We start from the raw sequence: 24,019 nt of genomic DNA, 5'->3' as shown, positions 1-24,019 counted from the left end.
GGCCGCTAAAACGCTGATCCGTGAAAGAATTCCGGGCCTCCGACCTGTCGGCGGCCCGGTATCGGAAGTCGAAAGGCTTCCGGACATCCTGTCCGAGATTGCAGGCGGCCCCCAAGCCTTAGGTGATGTGGGCCTTAATTCATGTGGGCCTGCATGAGACGGGTGAAGACCGGACAAAGGAGCCACAAGCTCCAATGAAAGGTTCGAACCGTGTTTGCCTTTTGTCTGCGCACCGTCCGGCTTGCCGGCAGGTGTGGCGAAAGGGGGCAGGATCCTCGAGCGTCGTTCGGGAGATCCGTTACTGGATGGCCCGGCCGGCAAAAGGCAACCCGACGCCTGTCCTTCGTAGAGGGCAGGGGTCAACTGGAGATAGGCAGTGGACAGAGCGGAAAAACGCGAACTCGTCACGGGCCTGAATGATGCGTTTTCAAGCGCGGGTTCAGTCGTCGTGGCCCACTACGCCGGTATCACCGTCGCGCAAATGAACGACCTTCGGTCGAAAATGCGCGCCGCCGGTGGCACCGTCAAAGTCGCGAAGAACCGTCTCGCCAAAATCGCTCTTCAGGGCACGGACTCCGCATCGATCATCGAGCTGTTCAAGGGACAGACGCTGATCGCCTATTCGGAGGATCCGATTGCGGCGCCGAAGGTCGCGTCCGATTTCGCCAAGGGAAATGACAAGCTCGTCATTCTCGGCGGCGCAATGGGCACCACCTCGCTCAATGCCGACGGTGTGAAGGCACTCGCCACACTTCCGTCGCTCGATGAGCTGCGCGCCAGGCTGGTTGGCATGATCGCCACGCCGGCAACCCGGATCGCCCAGATCGTCAATGCGCCTGCGGCTTCGGTCGCGCGCGTCATCGGCGCTTACGCCCGGAAGGACGAGGCGGCATGAGGCCGTTCCTCGCTATCACAAACACACGTTCGAACCTTATGAAGGAACATTGCAATGGCTGATCTGGCAAAGATCGTAGACGACCTTTCGAAGCTGACCGTCCTCGAGGCGGCCGAGTTGTCGAAGCTTCTTGAAGAAAAGTGGGGCGTTTCCGCCGCTGCTCCGGTGGCGGTTGCCGCTGCCGGCGGCGCTGCGGCCGCTGCTGCTCCGGTCGAGGAAAAGACGGAATTCGACGTCGTCCTCACCGAGGCAGGCGCTCAGAAGATCAACGTCATCAAGGAAGTTCGCGCCATCACCGGTCTTGGCCTCAAGGAAGCCAAGGACCTGGTCGAGGCGGCTCCGAAGCCGGTCAAGGAAGCCGTTTCCAAGGCCGACGCGGACAAGTTCAAGGCCCAGCTGGAAGCAGCCGGCGCCAAGGTTGAAGTGAATTACGGGTTTATTCCGGGCGTACGGCGTCGCGCGGTCCGCCACTCCTTTCGCGTCGAAGGGAGGCTGCGTAACGCGAAGAGTGCGAAAACCTCTTTCCTGAGGGCCGCAAACCGGCCTTCAGGAAACGGGTTTTCTCCCGTTTCTGGCCCACCGCCGATTGGCGGCGGGTGAAAAGACAAGAAGCCGCCGACAGGCAGCGGGCAACAAGACAGGGCCGCCAAGGTGGCCCGAGATGCAAGGCGAGCCGCGGCGAGGCTCGTCCCGAGAATTGAGCTAAGGAGCGACGATGGCCCAGACCCAGACTTTCAATGGCCGCAGACGCGTACGCAAGTTTTTCGGAAAGATCCCGGAAGTTGCGGAGATGCCGAACCTGATCGAGGTTCAGAAGGCATCCTATGACCAGTTCCTGATGGTGGAGGAGCCCAAGGGCGGGCGTCCTGACGAGGGGCTGCAGGCAGTTTTCAAGTCGGTCTTCCCGATTTCCGATTTTTCCGGCTCCTCGATGCTGGAATTCGTGAAGTATGAGTTCGAGGGACCGAAATTCGACGTTGACGAATGCCGTCAGCGCGACCTGACCTACGCGGCGCCGCTCAAGGTGACGCTGCGCCTCATCGTGTTCGATATCGACGAGGATACCGGCGCCAAGTCGATCAAGGACATCAAGGAGCAGGACGTCTACATGGGCGACATGCCGCTCATGACCTTGAACGGCACCTTCATCGTCAACGGCACCGAGCGCGTCATCGTCTCGCAGATGCACCGTTCGCCGGGCGTTTTCTTCGACCATGACAAGGGCAAGTCGCACTCGTCCGGCAAGCTTCTGTTTGCGGCGCGGGTCATTCCCTATCGCGGCTCGTGGCTCGACATCGAGTTCGACAGCAAGGACGTCGTGCATGCCCGCATCGATCGCCGCCGCAAGATTCCGGTGACGTCGCTGCTGATGGCGCTCGGCATGGACGGCGAAGAGATCCTGTCGACCTTCTACAACAAGATCATCTATAAGCGTGCCGGCGACCATTGGCGCATCCCGTTCAACGTCGAGCGTTTCCGCGGCCTCAAGGCCGTTGGTGACCTGGTCGACGCCGACACCGGCGAAGTCGTCGTCGAGGCCGGCAAGAAGATCACTGCCCGCCAGGCCAGGGCGCTTGGCGAGAAGGGTCTCAAGGCGATCAAGGCGACCGACGAGGATCTGCTCGGCAACTATCTTGCCGAGGATATCGTCAACTACGCGACCGGCGAGATCTTCCTCGAAGCCGGCGACGAGATCGACGAAAAGACGCTGAAAGTGCTGCTCGGCACCGGCGAGGACGAGATCAAGGTCCTCGACATCGACCACGTCAATGTCGGCGCCTATATCCGCAACACGCTCAACGTCGACAAGAACGAGAGCCGCCAGGACGCGCTGTTCGACATCTACCGCGTGATGCGCCCCGGCGAGCCGCCGACGCTCGAAACCGCCGAAGCCATGTTCAACTCGCTGTTCTTCGACAGCGAGCGCTATGATCTGTCGGCCGTCGGCCGCGTCAAGATGAACATGCGCCTCGAGCTCAAGGCCGAGGATACCGTGCGCGTGCTGCGCAAGGACGACATCCTGGCCGTGGTCAAGACGCTGGTCGAACTGCGCGACGGCAAGGGCGAGATCGACGACATCGACAATCTCGGCAATCGCCGCGTGCGCTCGGTCGGCGAGCTGATGGAGAACCAGTACCGCGTCGGCCTGCTGCGCATGGAGCGCGCGATCAAGGAACGCATGTCCTCGATCGAAATCGATACGGTGATGCCGCAGGACCTGATCAACGCCAAGCCGGCGGCTGCCGCCGTGCGCGAGTTCTTCGGTTCCTCGCAGCTGTCGCAGTTCATGGATCAGACCAATCCGCTGTCGGAGATCACCCACAAGCGCCGTCTTTCGGCGCTTGGACCGGGCGGTCTGACCCGCGAGCGTGCCGGTTTTGAAGTGCGCGACGTGCACCCGACGCATTACGGCCGCATCTGCCCGATCGAGACGCCGGAAGGCCCGAATATTGGCCTGATCAACTCGCTTGCGACCTTCGCACGCGTCAACAAATACGGCTTCATCGAGAGCCCGTACCGCAAGATCGTCAACGGCAAGCTGACCAATGAGGTCGTCTATCTCTCCGCTATGGAAGAGGCCAAGCACCACGTCGCGCAGGCCAATGCCGAGCTCGACAAGAATGGTCATTTCGTCGACGAATTCGTCATTTGCCGCAATGCCGGCGAAGTGATGATGGCGCCGCGCGAAAACGTCGATCTGATGGACGTGTCGCCGAAGCAGATGGTGTCGGTGGCCGCGGCCCTGATCCCGTTCCTCGAGAACGACGACGCCAACCGTGCGCTGATGGGCTCGAACATGCAGCGTCAGGCCGTGCCGCTGGTGCGCGCCGAAGCGCCGTTCGTCGGCACCGGCATGGAGCCGATCGTCGCCCGTGACTCGGGCGCCGCAATCGGCGCCCGCCGCGGCGGCATCGTCGACCAGGTGGACGCGACGCGTATCGTCATCCGCGCAACGGAAGACCTCGATCCCGGCAAGTCCGGCGTCGACATCTACCGGCTGATGAAGTTCCAGCGTTCGAACCAGAACACCTGCATCAACCAGCGTCCGCTGGTGCGCATGGGCGACCGGGTCAACAAGGGCGACATCATTGCCGACGGCCCGTCGACCGAGCTCGGTGATCTGGCCCTCGGCCGCAACGTGCTGGTCGCGTTCATGCCGTGGAACGGCTACAACTACGAGGATTCCATCCTCTTGTCCGAGCGCATCGTCGCCGACGACGTCTTCACCTCGATCCACATCGAGGAGTTCGAAGTCATGGCCCGCGACACCAAGCTCGGGCCGGAGGAGATCACGCGCGACATCCCGAACGTCTCGGAAGAAGCACTGAAGAACCTCGATGAGGCCGGCATCGTCTACATCGGTGCGGAAGTGCAGCCGGGCGACATTCTGGTCGGCAAGATCACGCCGAAGGGCGAAAGCCCGATGACGCCGGAAGAAAAGCTGCTGCGCGCCATCTTCGGTGAAAAGGCCTCGGACGTGCGTGACACGTCGATGCGCATGCCTCCGGGAACCTTCGGCACCGTCGTCGAAGTGCGTGTCTTCAACCGCCACGGCGTCGAGAAGGACGAGCGCGCCATGGCGATCGAGCGCGAGGAGATCGAACGCCTCGCCAAGGACCGCGACGACGAGCAGGCGATCCTTGACCGTAACGTCTATTCGCGCCTTTCCGACGTTCTCGTCGGCAAGGAGGCGATTGCCGGGCCGAAGGGCTTCAAGAAGGGCTCGAAGCTGTCGAAGGACACGCTCGACGAGTATCCGCGTTCGCAGTGGTGGCAGTTTGCCGTGGAGAACGAAAAGCTCCAGAGCGAACTGGAAGCCCTGCGTGGCCAGTACGACGATTCCAAGAAGGCGCTCGAGCAGCGCTTCATGGACAAGGTCGAGAAGGTGCAGCGCGGCGACGAGATGCCTCCGGGCGTCATGAAGATGGTCAAGGTCTTCGTGGCCGTGAAGCGCAAGATGCAGCCCGGCGACAAGATGGCCGGCCGGCACGGCAACAAGGGTGTCGTGTCGCGGATCGTTCCGGTCGAGGACATGCCTTTCCTCGAGGACGGCACGCATGCCGATATCGTGCTCAACCCGCTGGGTGTGCCGTCGCGCATGAATGTCGGCCAGATCCTGGAGACGCATCTGGGCTGGGCCTGCGCCGGAATGGGCAGGAAGATCGGCGATCTGATCGACGCGTACAAGACGGCGGGCGATATCAAGCCGCTGCGCAAGACGCTCGAGAGCTTCATGCCGGCCAACGACCGCAACGAGCCGGTCCGCGAATATGACGACGAGAGCATCGTTCGCCTCAGCGAGCAGATGCGCCGCGGCGTCTCCATCGCGACACCGGTGTTCGACGGCGCGCACGAGGCCGACATCAACATCATGCTGGAGCAGGCGGGCCTGCATACCAGCGGTCAGTCGCAGCTCTATGACGGACGCACTGGCGAACCGTTCGATCGCAAGGTGACGATGGGCTACATATATATGCTCAAGCTTCACCACCTTGTGGACGACAAGATCCACGCGCGTTCGATCGGGCCGTACTCGCTCGTTACCCAGCAGCCGCTGGGCGGCAAGGCGCAGTTCGGTGGCCAGCGCTTCGGCGAGATGGAGGTCTGGGCGCTCGAAGCGTACGGCGCCGCCTACACGCTGCAGGAGATGCTGACGGTGAAGTCGGACGACGTCGCCGGCCGCACCAAGGTCTACGAGGCGATCGTCAGAGGCGACGACACCTTTGAGGCCGGTATCCCCGAGAGCTTCAACGTTCTCGTCAAGGAAATGCGGTCTCTCGGCCTCAATGTCGAGCTTGAGAACACCAAGCTCGACGACAACCCGATCCGGCTGCCCGACGCAGCCGAATAAGCAAGACGCTCGGTCGCGGGAGAGGGCTCTCGCGACCGGGGCGCACCCAAATTCTTCGGCCGATGGCCGATCAAGTCGGCGGGCGTTTGGCCCGCGCTAGATGCAAGGGGTTTTCGAGGACCCCGAAAAGGAGAACGGCATGAACCAAGAGGTCATGAATCTCTTCAATCCCCAGGCGCCCGCGCAGGTGTTCGATTCCATCCGGATCTCGCTTGCCAGCCCTGAGAAGATTCTGTCCTGGTCGTTCGGCGAGATCAAGAAGCCGGAGACCATCAACTACCGCACTTTCAAGCCGGAGCGTGACGGCCTGTTCTGCGCGCGCATTTTTGGTCCGATCAAGGACTATGAGTGCCTGTGCGGCAAGTACAAGCGCATGAAGTACAAGGGCGTCATCTGCGAGAAGTGCGGCGTCGAAGTCACGCTGTCGCGCGTCCGCCGCGAGCGCATGGGCCATATCGAGCTGGCGGCACCGGTCGCCCACATTTGGTTCCTGAAGTCGCTGCCGTCGCGCATCGGCACGCTGCTCGACATGACGTTGAAGGACATTGAGCGCGTCCTCTACTTCGAGAACTACATCGTCACCGAACCCGGCCTCACCGCGCTGAAGGAGCACCAGCTGCTCAGCGAGGAAGAGTACATGATGGCCGTCGACGAGTATGGCGAGGATTCGTTCACGGCCATGATCGGCGCCGAGGCGATCCACGACCTTCTGGCCGGCATGGACCTGGAGAAGATCGCCGGCGATCTGCGTTCGGAGCTGGCTTCGACCACCTCCGAGCTCAAGCAGAAGAAGTACCTGAAGCGGCTCAAGGTCGTCGAGAACTTCATGGAATCCGGTAACCGTCCGGAATGGATGATCATGAAGGTGGTTCCGGTGATTCCGCCGGACCTGCGTCCGCTTGTCCCGCTGGACGGCGGCCGTTTCGCCACATCCGATCTGAACGACCTTTATCGCCGCGTTATCAACCGCAACAACCGCTTGAAGCGGCTGATCGAGCTGCGCGCGCCCGGCATCATCGTGCGCAATGAAAAGCGCATGCTGCAGGAAGCCGTCGATGCGCTGTTCGATAACGGCCGTCGCGGCCGCGTCATCACCGGCGCCAACAAGCGTCCGCTGAAGTCGCTGTCGGATATGCTGAAGGGCAAGCAGGGCCGGTTCCGCCAAAACCTGCTCGGCAAGCGCGTCGACTATTCCGGCCGCTCGGTCATCGTCACCGGCCCGGAGCTCAAGCTGCACCAGTGCGGCCTGCCGAAGAAGATGGCGCTCGAGCTGTTCAAGCCCTTCATCTACGCCCGTCTCGACGCCAAGGGTTACTCCTCGACCGTCAAGCAGGCGAAGAAGCTGGTCGAGAAGGAGCGTCCGGAGGTCTGGGATATCCTCGACGAGGTCATCCGCGAGCATCCGGTGCTTTTGAACCGCGCGCCGACGCTGCACCGCCTCGGCATCCAGGCGTTCGAGCCGATCCTGATCGAAGGCAAGGCGATCCAGCTTCACCCGCTGGTCTGCACGGCCTTCAACGCCGACTTCGACGGCGACCAGATGGCGGTCCACGTGCCGCTGTCGCTGGAAGCGCAGCTCGAAGCCCGCGTGCTGATGATGTCGACCAACAACATCCTGCACCCGGCTTCCGGTGCGCCGATCATCGTGCCGTCGCAGGACATGGTTCTCGGTCTCTACTATCTCTCGATCGTCAACCAGAACGAGCCGGGCGAGGGCATGGTGTTTGCCGACATGGGCGAGCTCCAGCACGCGCTCGAGACCAAGGCGGTGACGCTGCATGCCAAGATCAAGGGGCGCTTCCGCACGGTCGACGCCGACGGCAAGGTCGTGTCGAAGATCTACGACACCACGCCTGGCCGCATGATCATCGGCGAGCTGCTGCCGAAGAACCACAACGTGCCGTACGAGACCGCCAACCAGGAGATGACCAAGAAGAACATCTCCAAGATGATCGACACCGTCTACCGCCATTGCGGTCAGAAGGAGACGGTCATTTTCTGCGATCGCATCATGGCTCTCGGCTTCAGCCACGCCTGCCGTGCCGGCATTTCGTTCGGCAAGGACGACATGCTGATTCCGGACGCCAAGATCAAGCTGGTGTCCGACACCGAGGCTTTGGCCAAGGAGTACGAGCAGCAGTACAATGACGGCCTGATCACCCAGGGCGAGAAGTACAACAAGGTCGTCGACGCTTGGGCCAAGTGCTCGGAAAAGGTCGCCGACGAAATGATGGCCCGCATCAAGGCGGTCGAGTTCGAGGACAACGGCCGTCAGAAGCCGATGAACTCGATCTACATGATGTCGCACTCCGGTGCGCGCGGCTCGCCCACCCAGATGCGCCAGCTCGCCGGCATGCGCGGCCTGATGGCCAAGCCCAGCGGTGAAATCATCGAGACGCCGATCATCTCGAACTTCAAGGAAGGCCTCACCGTGCTCGAGTACTTCAACTCGACCCACGGCGCTCGCAAGGGTCTGGCCGACACCGCCTTGAAGACGGCGAACTCGGGTTACCTGACGCGTCGTCTCGTCGACGTGGCGCAGGACTGCATCGTCAACTCGCTCGACTGCGGCACCGACAAGGGCCTCACCATGCAGCCGATCGTCGATGCCGGTCAGGTCGTCGCGTCGGTTGGCCAGCGCGTTCTCGGCCGTACCTCGCTCGACGACATCACCCACCCGGTCACCGGCGAGGTTCTGGTCAAGGCCGGAACGCTGATGGACGAGCGGGACGTGGAACTGATCGAAAAGGCCGGCGTGCAGTCGGTCCGCATCCGTTCGGCGCTGACCTGCGAGGTCAGGGTCGGCGTTTGCGCGGTCTGCTACGGACGCGATCTGGCCCGCGGCACTCCCGTCAACCAGGGCGAGGCTGTCGGCGTCATCGCGGCGCAGTCGATCGGCGAGCCGGGCACCCAGCTCACCATGCGTACCTTCCACATGGGCGGCACGGCGCAGGTGGTGGATTCCTCCTTCCTTGAAGCCTCCTATGAGGGCAAGGTCGAGATCCGCAACCGCAACGTGGTGCGCAACTCCGACGGCCAGCTGATGGTCATGGGCCGCAACATGGCGGTGCTGATCCTCGACGAAGCCGGCAAGGAACGCGCCACGCACCGCGTCACCTACGGTTCGCGCATCTTCGTCGACGATGGCGACAAGGTTAAGCGCGGCCAGCGTATCGCCGAGTGGGATCCCTATACCCGCCCGGTCCTCACCGAAATCGAGGGCAGGGTGTCGTACGAGGATCTGGTCGACGGCATTTCCGTTCAGGAAACGGCCGACGAATCGACCGGCATCACCAAGCGTGAGGTCATCGACTGGCGCTCGACGCCACGCGGCAACGACCTCAAGCCGGCGATTGCCATCCAGGACGCCAAGGGCAAGGTCGGCAAGCTGTCGAAGGGCGGCGACGCCCGCTTCCTGCTCTCGGTCGAGGCCATTCTTTCGGTCGAGCCGGGCGCACAGGTTCGCCCCGGCGACGTGCTGGCGCGTATTCCGATGGAAAGCGCCAAGACCAAGGACATCACCGGTGGTCTGCCGCGTGTGGCCGAACTGTTCGAGGCACGCCGTCCGAAGGATCACGCCATCATCGCCGAGATCGATGGCACGATCCGCTTCGGCCGCGACTACAAGAACAAGCGCCGTATCATCATCGAGCCGCATGACTCGACGCTTGAGCCGGTCGAATACCTGATCCCGAAGGGCAAGCCGTTCCATCTCCAGGACGGCGACGTCATCGAGAAGGGCGACTACATCCTCGACGGCAATCCGGCGCCGCACGACATCCTGGCGATCAAGGGCGTGGAGGCGCTTGCCTCCTACCTCGTCAACGAAATCCAGGAGGTCTACCGCCTGCAGGGCGTGTCGATCAACGACAAGCACATCGAGGTGATCGTTCGCCAGATGCTGCAGAAGGTCGAGATCACCACGCAGGGCGATTCGACCTACATTCCGGGCGACCACGTCGACGTGATCGAGCTGGAAGAGGTCAACGAGCGCCTGGTCGAGGAAGGCAAGAAGCCGGCCGAAGGCCAGCCGGTGCTGCTCGGCATCACCAAGGCCTCGCTGCAGACGCCGTCCTTCATCTCGGCCGCCTCCTTCCAGGAGACGACGAGGGTGCTGACCGAAGCTGCGGTTGCCGGCAAGACCGACATGCTGCAGGGGCTGAAGGAAAACGTCATCGTCGGCCGGCTGATCCCGGCCGGTACCGGTGGCACGATGAGCCAGATCCGGCGCATCGCCACCTCGCGCGACGAGCTGATCATCGACGAGCGCCGCAAGGCGTCCGGCGTCGAGGTCGCCGAGCCGATGCTGACCGACATGGCTTCCGCCGCACAGTAAGCGCGCAAGAAAGATGAAGATAGAAAGGGGCCCAAGTGGCCCCTTTTCGCATTTTTGGTTCCCCAATCGGATCGGAGAAGAAAACGATGAGCAGGAAGATCTGGGCTTCTGTCGACGACTATATTGTCGAGGCTCTTTTCGAGGCGGATGCCGCCCTTGATGCCGTTCTGGCGGCCAACCGTGATCAGGGCCTGCCGCCGATCGACGTTTCGCCGGCACAGGGCAAGCTGCTGTCACTTCTTGCGCGAATGCTGGGAGCAAAGAAGGTACTCGAAATCGGCACGTTGGGCGGCTATTCGACAATCTGGATGGCGCGAGCATTGCCGATGGACGGCAAGGTCGTGACGCTCGAGCTTGATCCGCACCACGCCAGTGTCGCGCGGTCGAACTTTGATCGGGCAGGGGTGTCGGATCGGGTGGAACTGCGGGTCGGACCGGCGCTTCAATCGCTTGCGGCGTTAGGCGCCGAGAGTGCCGGGCCGTTCGACTTCATCTTCATCGACGCCGACAAGCCGAACAACCCGCACTATCTGTCGTGGGCCATGCGTCTTTCGAGGCCGGGGACCGTCATCGTCTGCGACAATGTCATCCGTGACGGCGCGGTGGTGAATGAAGATGGTCGCGACGCCAATGTCGAAGGGGCACGCGCGGCGTTCTCGTTCATCGGCAGCGACAAGCGTCTGCAAGGCACCGCCATCCAGACTGTTGGCGCCAAGGGCTATGACGGCTTTGCCATAGCGATCGTCGACTGAAGCTGCCACCGGCGGCTGGCTTTTGAAGGAATCGTCAATTGAACGAGGCAACCATCTGGGAATTGATCAACGCTGGCCGAGATCGCATGAGCTTTGGGCAGCGAAGACTTTGGGAGCTGATCAAGATCGAACCGGAAGAATGGCTGCATCACTCGCCTGCCGGGAGTGATCATCGCATCTGGGTCGTAGGTTTGATCGGCCGGAGCGTGATTTCCTACAATGACATTGAAGGCGGGTTCGACCGTTCAAATTTCATTCGATATGGAGAAATCACCGAGCTTGGTTGGGGGCAGGCCGATCTCGAGGTGGTGGTTCAAGATGTCATGAGCGAACTTGAACAAGGACACCGGACGGCTCCCGTTACTTCTGCGCCTCGTCCGGGAGAATTCCCGGACCGCAAGCCAAGGTGATCCGGAACATTCAAGGTCGCTCTACCGGCGTCAGTATCAATCGAAAAACGCTTCGACCACATTGCGCCTGCCGAGCATGAAGGCGTCGGCGACGTGCTGCAGGGGCGCGAGATCGACGTCGGAGGTTCCCGCGCGCACGATCTCGGCGAATCGCTTGTAGAGCATCGGGTACTCGGCTTCCGGCTCCTCGTGAACGACGCGACCATCGATGGCGAGCTTCGAGCCGCCGCCGGAAAGTACCATCGATCCGGCCTCGGTATCGGCCAGAATGTCCCAGCTTTGCGGGCCGGTCTGGCGCCAGTCGAGTTCCATCGTCACCGGCAGACCGTTCGAAGTGCGGAAGGCGATATGGGCGGCGATCGGGGCAGCGCGGTTTTCGGGGAAATCGAGCTCTGCCGAGCTGATGAACATCGGCGGCAGGATGTGGGTGGCGATCGACAGCGCGTTGATACCGGGATCGAAGACACCAAAACCGCCGGGAGCCCAGATCCACTCCTGGTTCGGATGCCAGCGGCGCACGTCCTCCTTCCAGTTGATGGCAGCCGACCTGATCGTAGTCGAGCCGAGGAATGCACGTGCAGCTTCGACAGCCGGCGCATAGCGTGAATGCCAGCTGGCGAACAGGCAAACGCCGTTCGCTGCCGCCAGCGCCTTCAGGTCTTCGACCTCGCTGACCGTGGCGCCGGGCGGCTTTTCCAGGAAGACATGCTTTTTCGCCGCCAGCGCCGTGCGCGCTGAGTCATAGCGAAACTGCGGCGGCATGCACAGCGACACCGCCTCGAGCTCCGGCACCGCGTCGAGCATCGCCTCGATCGTCGGGAAATTCGGGATGTCCTCGACTTTGCCGTGGCGGCTGGCTGCGGCGACCAGGCGATAATCCTGGTCCTTCGCCAGCGCCGGCAGGTGCTGGTCGCGGACGATCTTTCCCACGCCGACGATGCCGAGCTTGATGGGATTAGAGGACATGGGAACTCCGCAGGTTGAGTGTGCTTGGTTTTGCCAGAGGTCGCTTCTTAGCAGAGAACTTGTGCCGGGCAAGTCGCCGGGCTTGTGTCGCCGGCCCGCGAGATCGACCGCGATTCAGATCTCTTCAAATAGGCACATCGAACGTCACGATCGATACTTCGCCTTCGAGCGCGCCCTGATAGGCGGACAGATGCGGCTCCTCGTCGGGCACGCCGTCCAGGTCGCCGATCTGATCGAGCTCGGCCTCGGCGTAACCTTCCGCGGCAAGTGATTCGAGAGCGCGGCGCACCGCCGAATCGTCGTCCGGCGCGACCAGCATCACATGCACGCCCTCCGGCTTGCCGCCTTTGCGCTTCCACACCCGGCCGGTAATAATGGTGACCGGGCGCTCCTCATTGTCATTCAAGGGTTCGTACCTCCGGGCGAGGGGTTTTGGGCTGTTCATGCCGCCTTTTCGCACGAAGCACGGCCCGGAAACAGCCGCAAGCCGCTCACTTTCTGCCTTCCTCTTGAAAAACGGCGCAAGAAAATTACATGCGCTTTTCGCATGGCTGCCAAGCCTCGGGTTCAGCGCAATATTTGCCGCTCCGGGGTTGACGGACAGTGGCCATACGAGTAGAAGCCGCCCAGTCAGAACCGATGTGAGGCTCTCGCTTCCGAAGCGACACGCTTTGGAGTTTGCCTCAAACAGGGTTCGTTTTACGAGCGAGAAGACATTTCCGGCGTGCATGAAGCGGATTCCGCTTCCTCTGCCATTTGTTCGGGCAAGACCGCGAGGCGCGGTTTGTGGCCCGAATTTGCGTATGGAAATGACGCTTTGAGCGGCCCTGACCGGGCGAGACACGGAATTGAGAGACAAGAGGGTTTAATGCCTACCGTCAACCAGCTGATCCGCAAGCCGCGCATTGCGCCGGTGAAGCGCAACAAGGTCCCGGCCATGCAGCAGAACCCGCAGAAGCGGGGCGTCTGCACGCGCGTCTACACCACGACGCCGAAGAAGCCGAACTCGGCGCTGCGCAAGGTGGCCAAGATCCGCCTGACCAATGGTTTTGAAGTGATCGGTTACATCCCCGGCGAAGGCCATAACCTTCAGGAGCACTCGGTGGTGATGATCCGCGGCGGCCGCGTCAAGGATCTTCCGGGCGTCCGTTACCACATCATCCGCGGCGTGCTCGACACGCAAGGCGTGAAGAACCGCAAGCAGCGCCGTTCGAAATACGGCGCCAAGCGTCCGAAGTGACCGAAGCGTAGCCAAGGTCGTTCCGGACGGCGTCAAGCGACGATCCGGGATCCAGGCCACCGCGTAGAATTGAGGCAGAGAAAAAATGTCCCGTCGTCACAGTGCAGAAAAGCGTGAGATCAATCCGGACCCGAAGTTCGGCGATCTGATCGTCACCAAGTTCATGAATGCCGTCATGTATGACGGCAAGAAGTCGGTTGCCGAGACCATCGTCTACGGCGCGCTCGACCAGGTCCAGTCCAAGACCAAGCAGGAGCCGGTCACCGTCTTCCATCAGGCGCTCGACAATGTCGCGCCACATGTGGAAGTGCGTTCGCGTCGCGTCGGCGGCGCTACATACCAGGTTCCGGTCGACGTGCGCCCCGAGCGCCGCCAGGCATTGGCCATCCGTTGGCTGATCGCCGCCGCCCGCAACCGCAACGAGACCACTATGGTCGACCGCCTCTCTGGCGAGCTGATGGACGCGGCCAACAACCGCGGCACCGCCGTCAAGAAGCGTGAAGACACCCACAAGATGGCAGAAGCCAACCGCGCTTTCGCGCACTACCGCTGGTAAAGCGCGAACGAGACTGAAGAGGCACCTCCCATGGCCCGCGAATATAAAATCGAAGACTACCGCAATTTCGGTATCATGGCGCACATCGACGCCGGCAAGACGACGACCACCGAGCGCGTCCTCTATTACACGGGCAAGTCGCACAAGATCGGCGAAGTCCACGACGGCGCTGCCACCATGGACTGGATGGAGCAGGAGCAGGAGCGCGGCATCACCATCACGTCGGCCGCTACCACGACCTTCTGGAAGGGTCGCGACGGCAAGATGTATCGCTTCAACATCATCGACACCCCCGGCCACGTCGACTTCACCATCGAGGTCGAGCGTTCGCTGCGCGTGCTCGACGGCGCCATCGCGCTGCTCGATGCCAATGCAGGTGTCGAGCCGCAGACGGAGACCGTCTGGCGCCAGGCCGACAAGTATCGCGTGCCGCGGATGATCTTCTGCAACAAGATGGACAAGATCGGCGCCGACTTCTACCGCTCGGTCGAGATGATCGGTTCGCGCCTCGGTGCGCATGCCGTCGTCATGCAGCTGCCGATCGGCGCCGAGACCGAGTTCAAGGGTGTCGTCGACCTCGTCGAGATGAACGCGCTGGTCTGGCGCGACGAGACGCTGGGCGCTGCCTGGGACATCGTCGAGATCCCTGCCGACCTCAAGGCTCGTGCCGAAGAATACCGCGAGAAAATGATCGAGGCCGCCGTCGAAATGGACGAGACGGCGCTCGAGAATTACCTCGAAGGCAAGATGCCGAGCAACGACGAGATCCGTGCGCTCATCCGCAAGGGCACGATCGCGGTGAAGTTCTATCCGATGTTCTGCGGTTCGGCCTTCAAGAACAAGGGCGTGCAGCCGCTGCTCGACGCCGTCGTCGAATATCTGCCGTCGCCGGCCGATGTCCCAGCCATCAAGGGCGTCGACGCCAAGACCGACGCCGAGATCGAGCGTCATGCCGACGACAACGAGCCGCTGTCGATGCTTGCCTTCAAGATCATGAACGACCCGTTCGTCGGTTCGCTCACCTTTGCCCGCATCTATTCGGGCAGGCTCACCAAGGGCATCTCGGTCGACAACACCGTGAAGGGCAAGAAAGAGCGCATCGGCCGCATGCTGCAGATGCATGCGAATTCGCGCGCCGACGTCGAAGAGGCGTTTGCAGGCGACATCGTCGCCCTCGCTGGTCTCAAGGACACCACCACCGGCGACACGCTCAGTGATCCGCTGCATCCGGTCATCCTCGAGCGCATGGAATTCCCCGATCCGGTCATCCAGATCGCCATCGAGCCGAAGACCAAGAACGACCAGGAAAAGATGGGCCTCGCCCTTCACCGCCTGGCCGCCGAGGATCCGTCCTTCCGCGTCAAGACCGACGAGGAAAGCGGCCAGACGATCATTTCCGGCATGGGCGAGCTTCACCTCGACATCATCGTCGACCGCATGCGCCGCGAGTTCAAGGTCGAGGCCAATGTCGGCGCGCCGCAGGTGGCCTATCGCGAGACGATCACCCGCAAGCACGAGCAGGACTACACGCACAAGAAGCAGACCGGCGGTACCGGCCAGTTCGCCCGCGTCAAGATCCTGTTCGAGCCGAATCCGGAAAGCAGCGAATTCCAGTTCGAAACAAAGATCGTCGGCGGCGCCGTGCCGAAGGAATACATCCCCGGTGTCGAAAAGGGCATCAACAGCGTCATGACCTCAGGCCCGTTCGCCGGCTTCCCGATGATCGGCGTCAAGGCAACGCTGATCGATGGCGCCTACCACGACGTGGACTCGTCGGTTCTGGCCTTCGAAATCGCCGGCCGCGCCTGCTTCCGTGAAGCAGCGCCCAAGCTTGGCGTGCAGTTGCTCGAGCCGATCATGAAGGTCGAAGTGGTGACGCCGGAAGATTACGTCGGCAGCGTTATCGGCGACCTGAACGGCCGTCGCGGCCAGATCCAGGGCCAGGAAGCACGTGGCGTCGCGGTGGTGATCAACGCGATGGTGCCGCTCGCCAACATGTTCAAATACGTGGACAACCTTCGCTCGATGAGCCAGGGCCGCGCGGCCTACACGATGCAGTTCGACCATTACGAACCGGTCCCGACCGCGGTCGCCCAGGAAGTCCAGAAGAAATACGCGTAACTCGAAACGAGTTGCACCAGTAACTTAATTCAAGGCCCGCACGGGCTGGCAGGAATGGAGAGATCACATGGCAAAAGGTAAATTCGAGCGCACTAAGCCTCATGTGAACATTGGCACGATTGGTCACGTCGACCATGGCAAGACGTCGCTGACGGCGGCGATCACCAAGTATTTTGGCGAATACAAGCGCTACGACCAGATCGATGCGGCGCCCGAAGAGAAGGCGCGCGGCATCACCATTTCGACGGCGCATGTCGAATACGAGACGGCTGCCCGCCACTATGCCCATGTCGACTGCCCCGGCCACGCCGACTATGTGAAGAACATGATCACCGGTGCCGCGCAGATGGACGGCGCGATCCTGGTGGTGTCGGCCGCCGACGGCCCGATGCCGCAGACCCGCGAGCACATCCTTTTGGCCCGCCAGGTCGGCGTGCCCTCGATCGTGGTGTTCTTGAACAAGGTCGACCAGGTCGACGACGCCGAGCTGCTCGAGCTGGTCGAGCTCGAGGTGCGTGAGCTTTTGACCAAGAACGAGTTCCCCGGCGACGACATTCCGATCGTCAAGGGTTCGGCGCTTGCCGCGCTTGAAGATTCCGACAAGAAGATCGGCGAGGACGCCATCCGCGAACTGATGGCTGCGGTCGATGCCTACATCCCGACGCCGGTTCGTCCGCTCGACAAGCCGTTCCTGATGCCGATCGAGGACGTGTTCTCGATCTCGGGCCGCGGCACGGTGGTGACCGGCCGCGTCGAGCGCGGCGTCGTCAAGGTCGGCGAGGAGCTGGAGATCGTCGGCATCCGTCCGACCACCAAGACGACCTGCACGGGCGTCGAGATGTTCCGCAAGCTGCTCGACCAGGGCCAGGCCGGCGACAACATCGGCGCGCTGCTGCGCGGTGTCGACCGTGAAGGCGTCGAACGCGGCCAGGTCCTGGCCAAGCCCGGCACCGTCAAGCCGCACAAGAAGTTCGTTGCCGAAGCCTACATCCTGACCAAGGACGAGGGCGGCCGTCACACGCCGTTCTTCACCAACTACCGTCCGCAGTTCTATTTCCGCACGACGGACGTGACCGGCATCGTGTCGCTGCCGGAAGGCACCGAGATGGTGATGCCGGGCGACAACATCACCGTCGATGTCGAGCTGATCGTGCCGATCGCCATGGAAGAGAAGCTGCGCTTCGCCATCCGTGAAGGCGGCCGCACCGTCGGTGCCGGCATCGTCGTCACCATCAAAGAGTAATTTGGACTTAAACCGATCTGTCGCGGGCGCTGCCCGCGCCGCGCCAGAACAAGGAAGTGACGCATGAACGGACAGAATATCCGCATCCGCCTGAAGGCGTTTGATCACCGGGTGCTCGACGCCTCGACACGGGAAATCGTGTCGACCGCCAAGCGCACCGGCGCCAACGTCCGCGGCCCCATTCCGCTGCCGACGCGGATCGAAAAGTTCACGGTCAACCGGTCGCCTCACGTCGACAAGAAGAGCCGCGAGCAGTTCGAGATGCGCACGCACAAGCGTCTGCTCGACATCGTCGACCCGACCCCGCAGACGGTCGATGCTTTGATGAAGCTCGACCTAGCCGCCGGTGTCGACGTCGAGATCAAGCTCTAAGGAACCAGAGGTCAGCGGGGCGACCCGGAACTCTGAAGGAACAAGAGGCGTGGAGGGGCGACAGCCCCGACAGGGAACTCTAAAGGAATTGAACCGATGCGTTCAGGTGTGATTGCAAAGAAGGTGGGAATGACCCGCATCTACAACGATGCCGGGGAACATGTTCCCGTCACTGTTCTCCAGATGGAGAACTGCCAGGTCGTGGCGCAGCGCACGCAGGAGAAGAACGGCTATACCGCCGTCCAGCTCGGCGTTGGCCTCGCCAAGGTGAAGAACACGTCGAAGGCGATGCGCGGCCATTTCGCGACCGCTTCCGTCGAGCCGAAGGCCAAGGTTGCCGAGTTCCGCGTCTCCGCCGACAACATGATCGATGTCGGCGCCGAGATCACCGTCGAGCATTTCGTCGTCGGCCAGAAGGTCGATGTGACGGGAACCACGATCGGCAAGGGCTTTCAGGGCGTCATCAAGCGGCACCACATGGGTGGCGGCCGCGCGACGCACGGCAACTCGGTGTCGCACCGTACACACGGCTCGACCGGCCAGCGCCAGGATCCGGGCAAGGTGTTCAAGGGCAAGCATATGGCCGGCCACATGGGTGACACCCGCGTCACCACGCAGAATGTCGAGGTCGTCTCGACCGACGCCGATCGCGGCCTGATCCTGATCCGCGGTGCCGTCCCGGGTTCGAAGGGTGCATGGATCCTGGTCCGCGACGCGGCCAAGGTAGCGCTTCCGGCCAATGCGCCGAAGCCCGCCGCGATCCGCGCCGTTGCAACCGATGGTGCCGCCAAGAACGAGGCCCAGGCCACAGAGGGAGCGGAATAATGGACCTCAAGATTACAACGCTTGGCGGCAAGGACGCCGGCAAGCTGAAGCTCTCCGAAGAGATTTTCGGCCTTGATCCGCGCGAGGACATCCTGCAGCGCGTCGTGCGCTGGCAGCTTGCCAAGAAGCAGCAGGGCACACACAAGGCCAAGGGCCGCGCGGAAATCGCCCGCACCGGCGCCAAGATGTACAAGCAGAAGGGTACCGGCCGCGCCCGTCACCATTCGGCTCGCGCTCCGCAGTTCCGCGGCGGCGGTAAAGCCCACGGCCCGGTCGTGCGCAGCCACGAGCACGATCTGCCGAAGAAGGTGCGTGCGCTCGGTCTCAAGCATGCGCTTTCGGCCAAAGCCAAGAGCGCGTCGATCATCATCATCGATGAGCTGAAGCTGACCGAGGCCAAGACCAAGGCACTGATCGCGAATTTCGCGACGCTGGGCCTGAGCAACGCCCTGGTGATCGGCGGCGCCGAGCTTGACAAGAATTTCAAGCTGGCGGCGACCAACATCCCGAACATCGACGTGCTGCCCATCCAGGGCATCAACGTCTACGACATTCTGCGCCGCGGCACGCTGGTCCTTTCGAAGGCCGCCGTCGAGGCTCTCGAGGAGCGCTTCAAATGACCGACCTTCGTCATTACGACGTGATCGTCTCGCCGGCGATCACCGAAAAGTCGACCATGGCTTCCGAGCAGAACCAGGTCGTCTTCAATGTCGCCAAGAAGGCGTCGAAGCCGGAAATCAAGGCCGCCGTCGAAGCGCTGTTCGGCGTCAAGGTGATGGCCGTGAACACGCTTGTCCGCAAGGGCAAGATCAAGCGCTTCCGCGGCACGATCGGCCGCCAGAGCGACGTCAAGAAGGCGGTTGTGACGCTGGCCGACGGCCAGTCGATCGACGTCGCGACGGGTCTCTGAGCAAGGTCGCGAGGACAGAACAATGGCACTGAAAAAATTCAACCCGGTAACGCCGAGCACCCGTCAGCTGGTCATCGTCGACCGCTCGGGCCTCTACAAGGGCAAGCCCGTCAAGGGCCTAACCGAAGGCCTGACCAAGTCGGGCGGCCGCAACAATTACGGCCGCATCACGGCCCGCTTCATCGGCGGCGGTCACAAGCGCACCTACCGTATCATCGACTTCAAGCGCCGCAAGTTCGACGTCGTCGGCACGGTCGAGCGTATCGAATACGATCCGAACCGCACCGCCTTCATCGCGCTGATCAAGTATGACGATGGCGAGCTGTCCTACATCATCGCCCCGCAGCGTCTGGCTCCCGGCGACAAGATCGTGGCCGGTGAATCGGTCGACGTGAAACCCGGCAATGCGATGCCGCTGGCCTCGATGCCGGTTGGCACGATCGTCCACAATATCGAGCTGAAGCCCGGCAAGGGCGCTCAGGTCGCCCGTTCGGCCGGTGGTTATGGCCAGCTCGTCGGTCGCGACCAGGGCATGGCGATCCTGCGCCTCAACTCGGGCGAGCAGCGTGTCGTCCACGGCTCCTGCATGGCCACTGTCGGTGCCGTGTCCAATCCGGACCACGGCAACATCAATGACGGCAAGGCAGGCCGCACCGTGTGGCGCGGCAAACGTCCGCACAATCGCGGCGTGACCATGAACCCGGTCGACCATCCACATGGCGGCGGCGAAGGCCGCACCTCGGGTGGCCGCCATCCGGTTTCGCCCTGGGGCAAGCCGACCAAGGGCAAGAAGACGCGGTCCAACAAGGCGACCGACAAGTTCATCCTGCGCTCGCGCCATCAGCGCAAGAGCTAAGAAGAGGTAACGCCAAGTGACTCGTTCGATTTGGAAAGGCCCCTTCATCGACGGCTACCTTCTGAAGAAGGTGGACAAGGTTCGTGAAGGTGGTCGCAATGAGGTGATCAAGATGTGGAGCCGCCGCTCCACCATCCTGCCGCAGTTCGTCGGCTTCACCTTCGGTGTCTACAACGGCCAGAAGCACGTTCCCGTCTCGGTGAACGAGGACATGGTCGGTCACAAGTTCGGTGAATTCGCTCCGACCCGGACCTATTACGGTCACGGCGCGGATAAGAAGGCGAAGAGGAAATAATCATGGGCAAGGCCAAAGCTCCGCGCAGGCTTGCTGACAACGAAGCGCGCGCCGTGTTGCGCACGATCCGTATCAGCCCGCAGAAGCTGAACCTGGTTGCCGCGCTGATCCGCGGCAAGAAGGTCGCGACAGCGCTTTCCGACCTCGAATTCTCGGCCAAGCGGATTTCCGGCACGGTCAAGAAGACGCTGGAATCGGCGATCGCCAACGCGGAAAACAACCACGACCTCGACGTCGATGCGCTGATTGTGGCGGAAGCCTATGTCGGCAAGTCGATCGTCATGAAGCGGTTCCATGCCCGTGGCCGTGGTCGCGCCAGCCGTATCGAGAAGCCGTTCTCGCACCTCACGATCGTCGTTCGTGAAGTCGAAGAAAAAGGGGAGGCCGCATAATGGGCCAGAAAGTCAATCCGATCGGTCTGCGTCTCGGCATCAACCGCACCTGGGATTCGCGCTGGTTCGCGAACACCGGCGAGTACGGCAAGCTGCTGCACGAGGACATCAAGATCCGCAAATATCTTGAGAAGGAACTCAAGCAGGCTGCGATCTCGAAGGTCGTGATCGAGCGTCCGCACAAGAAGTGCCGCGTCACCATCCATGCGGCGCGTCCGGGCCTGATCATCGGCAAGAAGGGCGCCGACATCGAGAAGCTTCGCAAGAAGCTGATGGAGATGACCAAGTCCGAGACGCATCTGAACATCGTCGAAGTGCGCAAGCCGGAGATCGACGCGACCCTGGTCGCCCAGTCGATCGCCCAGCAGCTCGAGCGCCGCATCGCGTTCCGCCGCGCCATGAAGCGCGCCGTGCAGTCGGCGATGCGCCTCGGTGCCGAAGGCATCCGCATCAACTGCGCCGGCCGTCTCGGCGGCGCCGAGATCGCGCGCATGGAATGGTATCGTGAAGGCCGCGTGCCGCTGCATACGCTGCGTGCCGACGTCGACTACGGCACGGCCGAGGCGAATACGGCCTACGGCATCTGCGGCGTCAAAGTCTGGGTGTTCAAGGGCGAGATCCTCGAGCACGACCCGATGGCTTCGGAGCGCCGCGCCACCGAGGGCGATCATGCGCATGGCGGTGGTGGTGAGCGCGAACGCGGTCGCCGTCGCGAAAACGCGTAAGACATTTAGGAATTTGGAGTTAGAACGATGCTGCAGCCAAAGCGCACAAAGTTCCGCAAGCAGTTCAAGGGCCGCATCCATGGTACCGCCAAGGGCGGCACCAACCTGGATTTCGGTGGTTTCGGGCTGAAGGCGCTTGAGCCGAACCGCGTCACCGCGCGCGAGATCGAGGCGGCCCGCCGCGCGATCACCCGCGAGATGAAGCGTGCCGGCCGCGTGTGGATCCGTATCTTCCCGGACGTGCCGGTGACGTCGAAGCCGACCGAAGTCCGCATGGGTAAGGGCAAGGGCGCGGTCGACTACTGGGCGGCACGCGTCAAGCCGGGCCGCATCATGTTCGAGATCGACGGCGTCAACGAGGAAACCGCCCGTGAGGCGCTGCGTCTCGGCGCGGCCAAGCTCTCGGTCAGGACGCGCTTCGTACAGCGCATCGCAGAATAAGGACGGGCTGATCATGAAAGCCGAAGACATCCGGACCAAGACCCAGGACCAGCTGACCGACGACCTGGCCAGCCTGAAGAAGGAGCAGTTCAACCTGCGCTTCCAGAAGGCCACCGGCCAGCTTGAGAAGACCGCGCGCGTGAGGCAGGTCCGCAAGGACATTGCGCGTATCAAGACCATCGCTGCGGAAAAGTCCGCGGCCAAGAAGGCTTAAGGACGAAAACCATGCCAAAGCGCATTCTGCAGGGCACCGTCGTCAGCGACAAGAACGAGAAGACGGTTGTCGTCAAGGTCGAACGGCGCTTCACGCATCCCGTGATGAAGAAGACCGTGCGCATGACCAAGAAGTACAAGGCGCACGACGAGAACAACGCCCACAAGGTCGGCGATCAGGTGTTCATCCAGGAATCGAAGCCGATTTCCAAGGACAAGCGCTGGGTCGTGGTGTCTTCGGACCAGGCCTGATCAGGGTCAACGAAACGAATTTTGGACAGACCGGGGAGGGGTGAGAAACCCGTCCCGTTAGAAAAGAAGAAGGCGGCCAGTCATGATTCAGATGCAAACAAACCTCGACGTCGCGGATAATTCCGGCGCCCGTCGTGTCATGTGCATCAAGGTGCTGGGCGGCTCGAAGCGGAAATACGCTTCCGTGGGCGACATCATCGTGGTGTCGATCAAGGAAGCCATCCCGCGCGGCCGCGTCAAGAAGGGCGATGTGATGAAGGCGGTCGTGGTTCGCACGGCCAAGGACATCCGCCGCCCGGACGGCAGCGTGATCCGTTTCGACAAGAACGCAGCCGTTCTCGTCGACAACAAGAAAGAGCCGATCGGCACGCGTATCTTCGGACCGGTTCCGCGCGAACTCCGCGCCAAGAACCACATGAAGATCATCTCGCTCGCGCCTGAAGTGCTGTAAGGAGCCGGACCAATGCAAAAGATTAGAAAAGGCGACAAGGTCGTCGTGCTGGCCGGCAAGGACAAGGGCCGTTCGGGCGAAGTCCTTTCGGTGCAGCCGAAGGACGACACCGCGCTGGTGCGCGGCGTCAACCTGATCCGTCGTCACCAGAAGCAGTCCCAGTCCCAAGAGGGCGGGATCATCACCAAGGAAGCGCCGATCCAGCTGTCGAACATCGCGCTGGCCGACCCCAAGGATGGCAAGCCGACCCGCGTCGGCTTCTTCTTCCAGAAGGACGGCAAGAAGGTGCGCGTCGCCAAGCGCTCGGGAGAAGTCATCAATGGCTAAGGCTCAAACCAAGCAGGCAACTGCCCAGAACACGCCGCGCCTCAAGCAGGTCTACAACGAGACCATTCGCAAGGCGCTGCAGGAGCAGTTCGGCTACGAGAACGAGATGCAGGTTCCGCGCATCGACAAGATCGTGCTGAACATGGGCGTCGGCGAGGCGACCGGCGATTCGAAGAAGCCTTCGATCGCGGCGGAAGACCTTGCAATGATCGCCGGCCAGAAGGCCGTCGTCACCCGCGCCCGCAACTCGATCGCCGGCTTCAAGGTCCGCGAGAAGATGCCGATCGGCGCCAAGGTTACGCTGCGCAAGGAACGCATGTACGAGTTCCTCGACCGCCTCGTGAACATCGCACTGCCGCGCGTCCGCGACTTCCGCGGACTTAATCCGAAGAGCTTCGATGGCCGTGGCAACTATGCCATGGGCATCAAGGAACACATCGTGTTTCCGGAGATCAACTACGACAAGGTTGATCAGATCTGGGGCATGGACGTCATCGTTTGTACGACTGCGAAGACGGACGACGAAGCCAGGGCATTGCTCAAGGCCTTCAACTTCCCCTTCCGCCAGTAACGGCAGCGAGAAAAGGAA

Annotated in this window: 25 protein-coding genes and 1 pseudogene; 24 read left to right on the top strand and 2 right to left on the bottom strand. The window is 62.2% G+C overall.

The genetic code is table 11. The features are described from left to right. The first annotated feature begins 376 nt into the window (after positions 1 to 376). The 6 genes and pseudogenes from rplJ (at position 377) to NKI19_RS25680 (ending at position 11,245) form a co-directional block, all read left to right on the top strand. Positions 377 to 895: a 50S ribosomal protein L10 gene (rplJ, locus tag NKI19_RS25705; protein ID WP_008875657.1), complete on the top strand. Its 519-nt coding sequence runs from the start codon at positions 377 to 379 to the stop codon at positions 893 to 895. A gap of 54 nt (positions 896 to 949) precedes the next feature. Continuing rightward, positions 950 to 1,321: pseudogene (rplL, locus tag NKI19_RS25700) on the top strand (50S ribosomal protein L7/L12); the annotation flags it as partial. A 289-nt stretch (positions 1,322 to 1,610) separates the two neighbouring features. Continuing rightward, entirely contained in the window at positions 1,611 to 5,747 is a 4,137-nt protein-coding gene (rpoB, locus tag NKI19_RS25695; RefSeq protein WP_292662592.1) for a DNA-directed RNA polymerase subunit beta, read from the top strand. Positions 5,748 to 5,886: 139 nt separating this feature from the next. After that, positions 5,887 to 10,083, top strand: coding sequence for a DNA-directed RNA polymerase subunit beta' (gene rpoC, locus NKI19_RS25690; RefSeq protein WP_352951248.1), 4,197 nt, complete (start codon positions 5,887 to 5,889; stop codon positions 10,081 to 10,083). A gap of 86 nt (positions 10,084 to 10,169) precedes the next feature. Further along, positions 10,170 to 10,835, top strand: coding sequence for an O-methyltransferase (locus NKI19_RS25685; protein ID WP_352567605.1), 666 nt, complete (start codon positions 10,170 to 10,172; stop codon positions 10,833 to 10,835). A gap of 38 nt (positions 10,836 to 10,873) precedes the next feature. Then, positions 10,874 to 11,245: a hypothetical protein gene (locus NKI19_RS25680; RefSeq protein WP_352493442.1), complete on the top strand. Its 372-nt coding sequence runs from the start codon at positions 10,874 to 10,876 to the stop codon at positions 11,243 to 11,245. 36 nt (positions 11,246 to 11,281) lie between these two features. Here the strand turns inward: NKI19_RS25680 and NKI19_RS25675 are convergent, their stop codons facing one another. Together NKI19_RS25675 and NKI19_RS25670 are read right to left on the bottom strand one after the other, a co-directional pair. Beyond that, positions 11,282 to 12,211 carry a Gfo/Idh/MocA family protein gene (locus NKI19_RS25675; RefSeq protein ID WP_352493443.1) on the bottom strand — a complete coding sequence of 310 codons (930 nt, stop codon included), beginning with the start codon at positions 12,209 to 12,211 and terminating at the stop codon, positions 11,282 to 11,284. A 124-nt stretch (positions 12,212 to 12,335) separates the two neighbouring features. Beyond that, on the bottom strand, positions 12,336 to 12,617 hold the full coding sequence (locus NKI19_RS25670) for a transcriptional regulator (protein WP_254817147.1): 282 nt from the start codon (positions 12,615 to 12,617) through the stop codon (positions 12,336 to 12,338). 462 nt (positions 12,618 to 13,079) lie between these two features. Here NKI19_RS25670 and rpsL point away from each other — a divergent pair, with 462 nt between their 5' ends. From rpsL to rplE, 18 genes are all read left to right on the top strand, one after another. Continuing rightward, positions 13,080 to 13,451 carry a 30S ribosomal protein S12 gene (rpsL, locus tag NKI19_RS25665; RefSeq protein WP_006333356.1) on the top strand — a complete coding sequence of 124 codons (372 nt, stop codon included), beginning with the start codon at positions 13,080 to 13,082 and terminating at the stop codon, positions 13,449 to 13,451. 85 nt (positions 13,452 to 13,536) lie between these two features. Beyond that, positions 13,537 to 14,007, top strand: coding sequence for a 30S ribosomal protein S7 (gene rpsG, locus NKI19_RS25660; protein ID WP_008875664.1), 471 nt, complete (start codon positions 13,537 to 13,539; stop codon positions 14,005 to 14,007). A 30-nt stretch (positions 14,008 to 14,037) separates the two neighbouring features. Beyond that, positions 14,038 to 16,128 (top strand): elongation factor G, encoded by a 2,091-nt coding sequence (gene fusA / locus NKI19_RS25655; RefSeq protein ID WP_352493444.1) that lies wholly within the window; start codon positions 14,038 to 14,040, stop codon positions 16,126 to 16,128. Positions 16,129 to 16,195: 67 nt separating this feature from the next. Further along, positions 16,196 to 17,371: an elongation factor Tu gene (tuf, locus tag NKI19_RS25650; RefSeq protein ID WP_352951247.1), complete on the top strand. Its 1,176-nt coding sequence runs from the start codon at positions 16,196 to 16,198 to the stop codon at positions 17,369 to 17,371. Between the two features lie 63 nt (positions 17,372 to 17,434). Then, positions 17,435 to 17,743, top strand: coding sequence for a 30S ribosomal protein S10 (rpsJ, locus tag NKI19_RS25645; RefSeq protein WP_006205468.1), 309 nt, complete (start codon positions 17,435 to 17,437; stop codon positions 17,741 to 17,743). Between the two features lie 96 nt (positions 17,744 to 17,839). Then, complete coding sequence (gene rplC, locus NKI19_RS25640; protein ID WP_352469149.1) at positions 17,840 to 18,568, top strand: 50S ribosomal protein L3; 729 nt, start codon at positions 17,840 to 17,842, stop codon at positions 18,566 to 18,568. Then, the gene (gene rplD / locus NKI19_RS25635) at positions 18,568 to 19,188 is read left to right on the top strand and encodes a 50S ribosomal protein L4 (protein ID WP_023675140.1); all 621 of its coding nucleotides are present in this window, start codon (positions 18,568 to 18,570) and stop codon (positions 19,186 to 19,188) included. Before rplC ends, rplD begins: the two co-directional genes overlap by 1 nt. Further along, on the top strand, positions 19,185 to 19,478 hold the full coding sequence (locus NKI19_RS25630; RefSeq protein WP_006205465.1) for a 50S ribosomal protein L23: 294 nt from the start codon (positions 19,185 to 19,187) through the stop codon (positions 19,476 to 19,478). The genes rplD and NKI19_RS25630 overlap by 4 nt, the downstream gene beginning before the upstream one ends. 22 nt (positions 19,479 to 19,500) lie before the next feature. After that, entirely contained in the window at positions 19,501 to 20,334 is an 834-nt protein-coding gene (gene rplB / locus NKI19_RS25625) for a 50S ribosomal protein L2 (protein ID WP_023675138.1), read from the top strand. A gap of 16 nt (positions 20,335 to 20,350) precedes the next feature. Continuing rightward, positions 20,351 to 20,629 (top strand): 30S ribosomal protein S19, encoded by a 279-nt coding sequence (gene rpsS / locus NKI19_RS25620; protein WP_006205463.1) that lies wholly within the window; start codon positions 20,351 to 20,353, stop codon positions 20,627 to 20,629. Positions 20,630 to 20,631: 2 nt separating this feature from the next. Beyond that, positions 20,632 to 21,021 (top strand): 50S ribosomal protein L22, encoded by a 390-nt coding sequence (gene rplV / locus NKI19_RS25615; RefSeq protein ID WP_006205462.1) that lies wholly within the window; start codon positions 20,632 to 20,634, stop codon positions 21,019 to 21,021. After that, the gene (gene rpsC / locus NKI19_RS25610; protein ID WP_023675137.1) at positions 21,021 to 21,746 is read left to right on the top strand and encodes a 30S ribosomal protein S3; all 726 of its coding nucleotides are present in this window, start codon (positions 21,021 to 21,023) and stop codon (positions 21,744 to 21,746) included. The genes rplV and rpsC overlap by 1 nt, the downstream gene beginning before the upstream one ends. 27 nt (positions 21,747 to 21,773) lie before the next feature. Then, positions 21,774 to 22,187 (top strand): 50S ribosomal protein L16, encoded by a 414-nt coding sequence (rplP, locus tag NKI19_RS25605; RefSeq protein WP_006205460.1) that lies wholly within the window; start codon positions 21,774 to 21,776, stop codon positions 22,185 to 22,187. A 13-nt stretch (positions 22,188 to 22,200) separates the two neighbouring features. Continuing rightward, positions 22,201 to 22,401, top strand: coding sequence for a 50S ribosomal protein L29 (gene rpmC, locus NKI19_RS25600; RefSeq protein ID WP_006205459.1), 201 nt, complete (start codon positions 22,201 to 22,203; stop codon positions 22,399 to 22,401). Positions 22,402 to 22,412: 11 nt separating this feature from the next. Beyond that, complete coding sequence (gene rpsQ / locus NKI19_RS25595; protein ID WP_023675136.1) at positions 22,413 to 22,652, top strand: 30S ribosomal protein S17; 240 nt, start codon at positions 22,413 to 22,415, stop codon at positions 22,650 to 22,652. 82 nt (positions 22,653 to 22,734) lie between these two features. Beyond that, positions 22,735 to 23,103 carry a 50S ribosomal protein L14 gene (rplN, locus tag NKI19_RS25590; RefSeq protein ID WP_006205457.1) on the top strand — a complete coding sequence of 123 codons (369 nt, stop codon included), beginning with the start codon at positions 22,735 to 22,737 and terminating at the stop codon, positions 23,101 to 23,103. A gap of 12 nt (positions 23,104 to 23,115) precedes the next feature. Then, positions 23,116 to 23,430, top strand: coding sequence for a 50S ribosomal protein L24 (gene rplX / locus NKI19_RS25585; protein ID WP_352491400.1), 315 nt, complete (start codon positions 23,116 to 23,118; stop codon positions 23,428 to 23,430). Next, the gene (gene rplE / locus NKI19_RS25580; protein ID WP_008875670.1) at positions 23,423 to 24,001 is read left to right on the top strand and encodes a 50S ribosomal protein L5; all 579 of its coding nucleotides are present in this window, start codon (positions 23,423 to 23,425) and stop codon (positions 23,999 to 24,001) included. Before rplX ends, rplE begins: the two co-directional genes overlap by 8 nt. Positions 24,002 to 24,019 lie beyond the last annotated feature (18 nt).

The organism is Mesorhizobium sp. M0751, assembly GCF_040320265.1.
Classification (GTDB): domain Bacteria; phylum Pseudomonadota; class Alphaproteobacteria; order Rhizobiales; family Rhizobiaceae; genus Mesorhizobium.
Note: the sequence above shows the minus strand (reverse complement) of the source record. Positions and strands in the feature narration are given on the sequence as shown.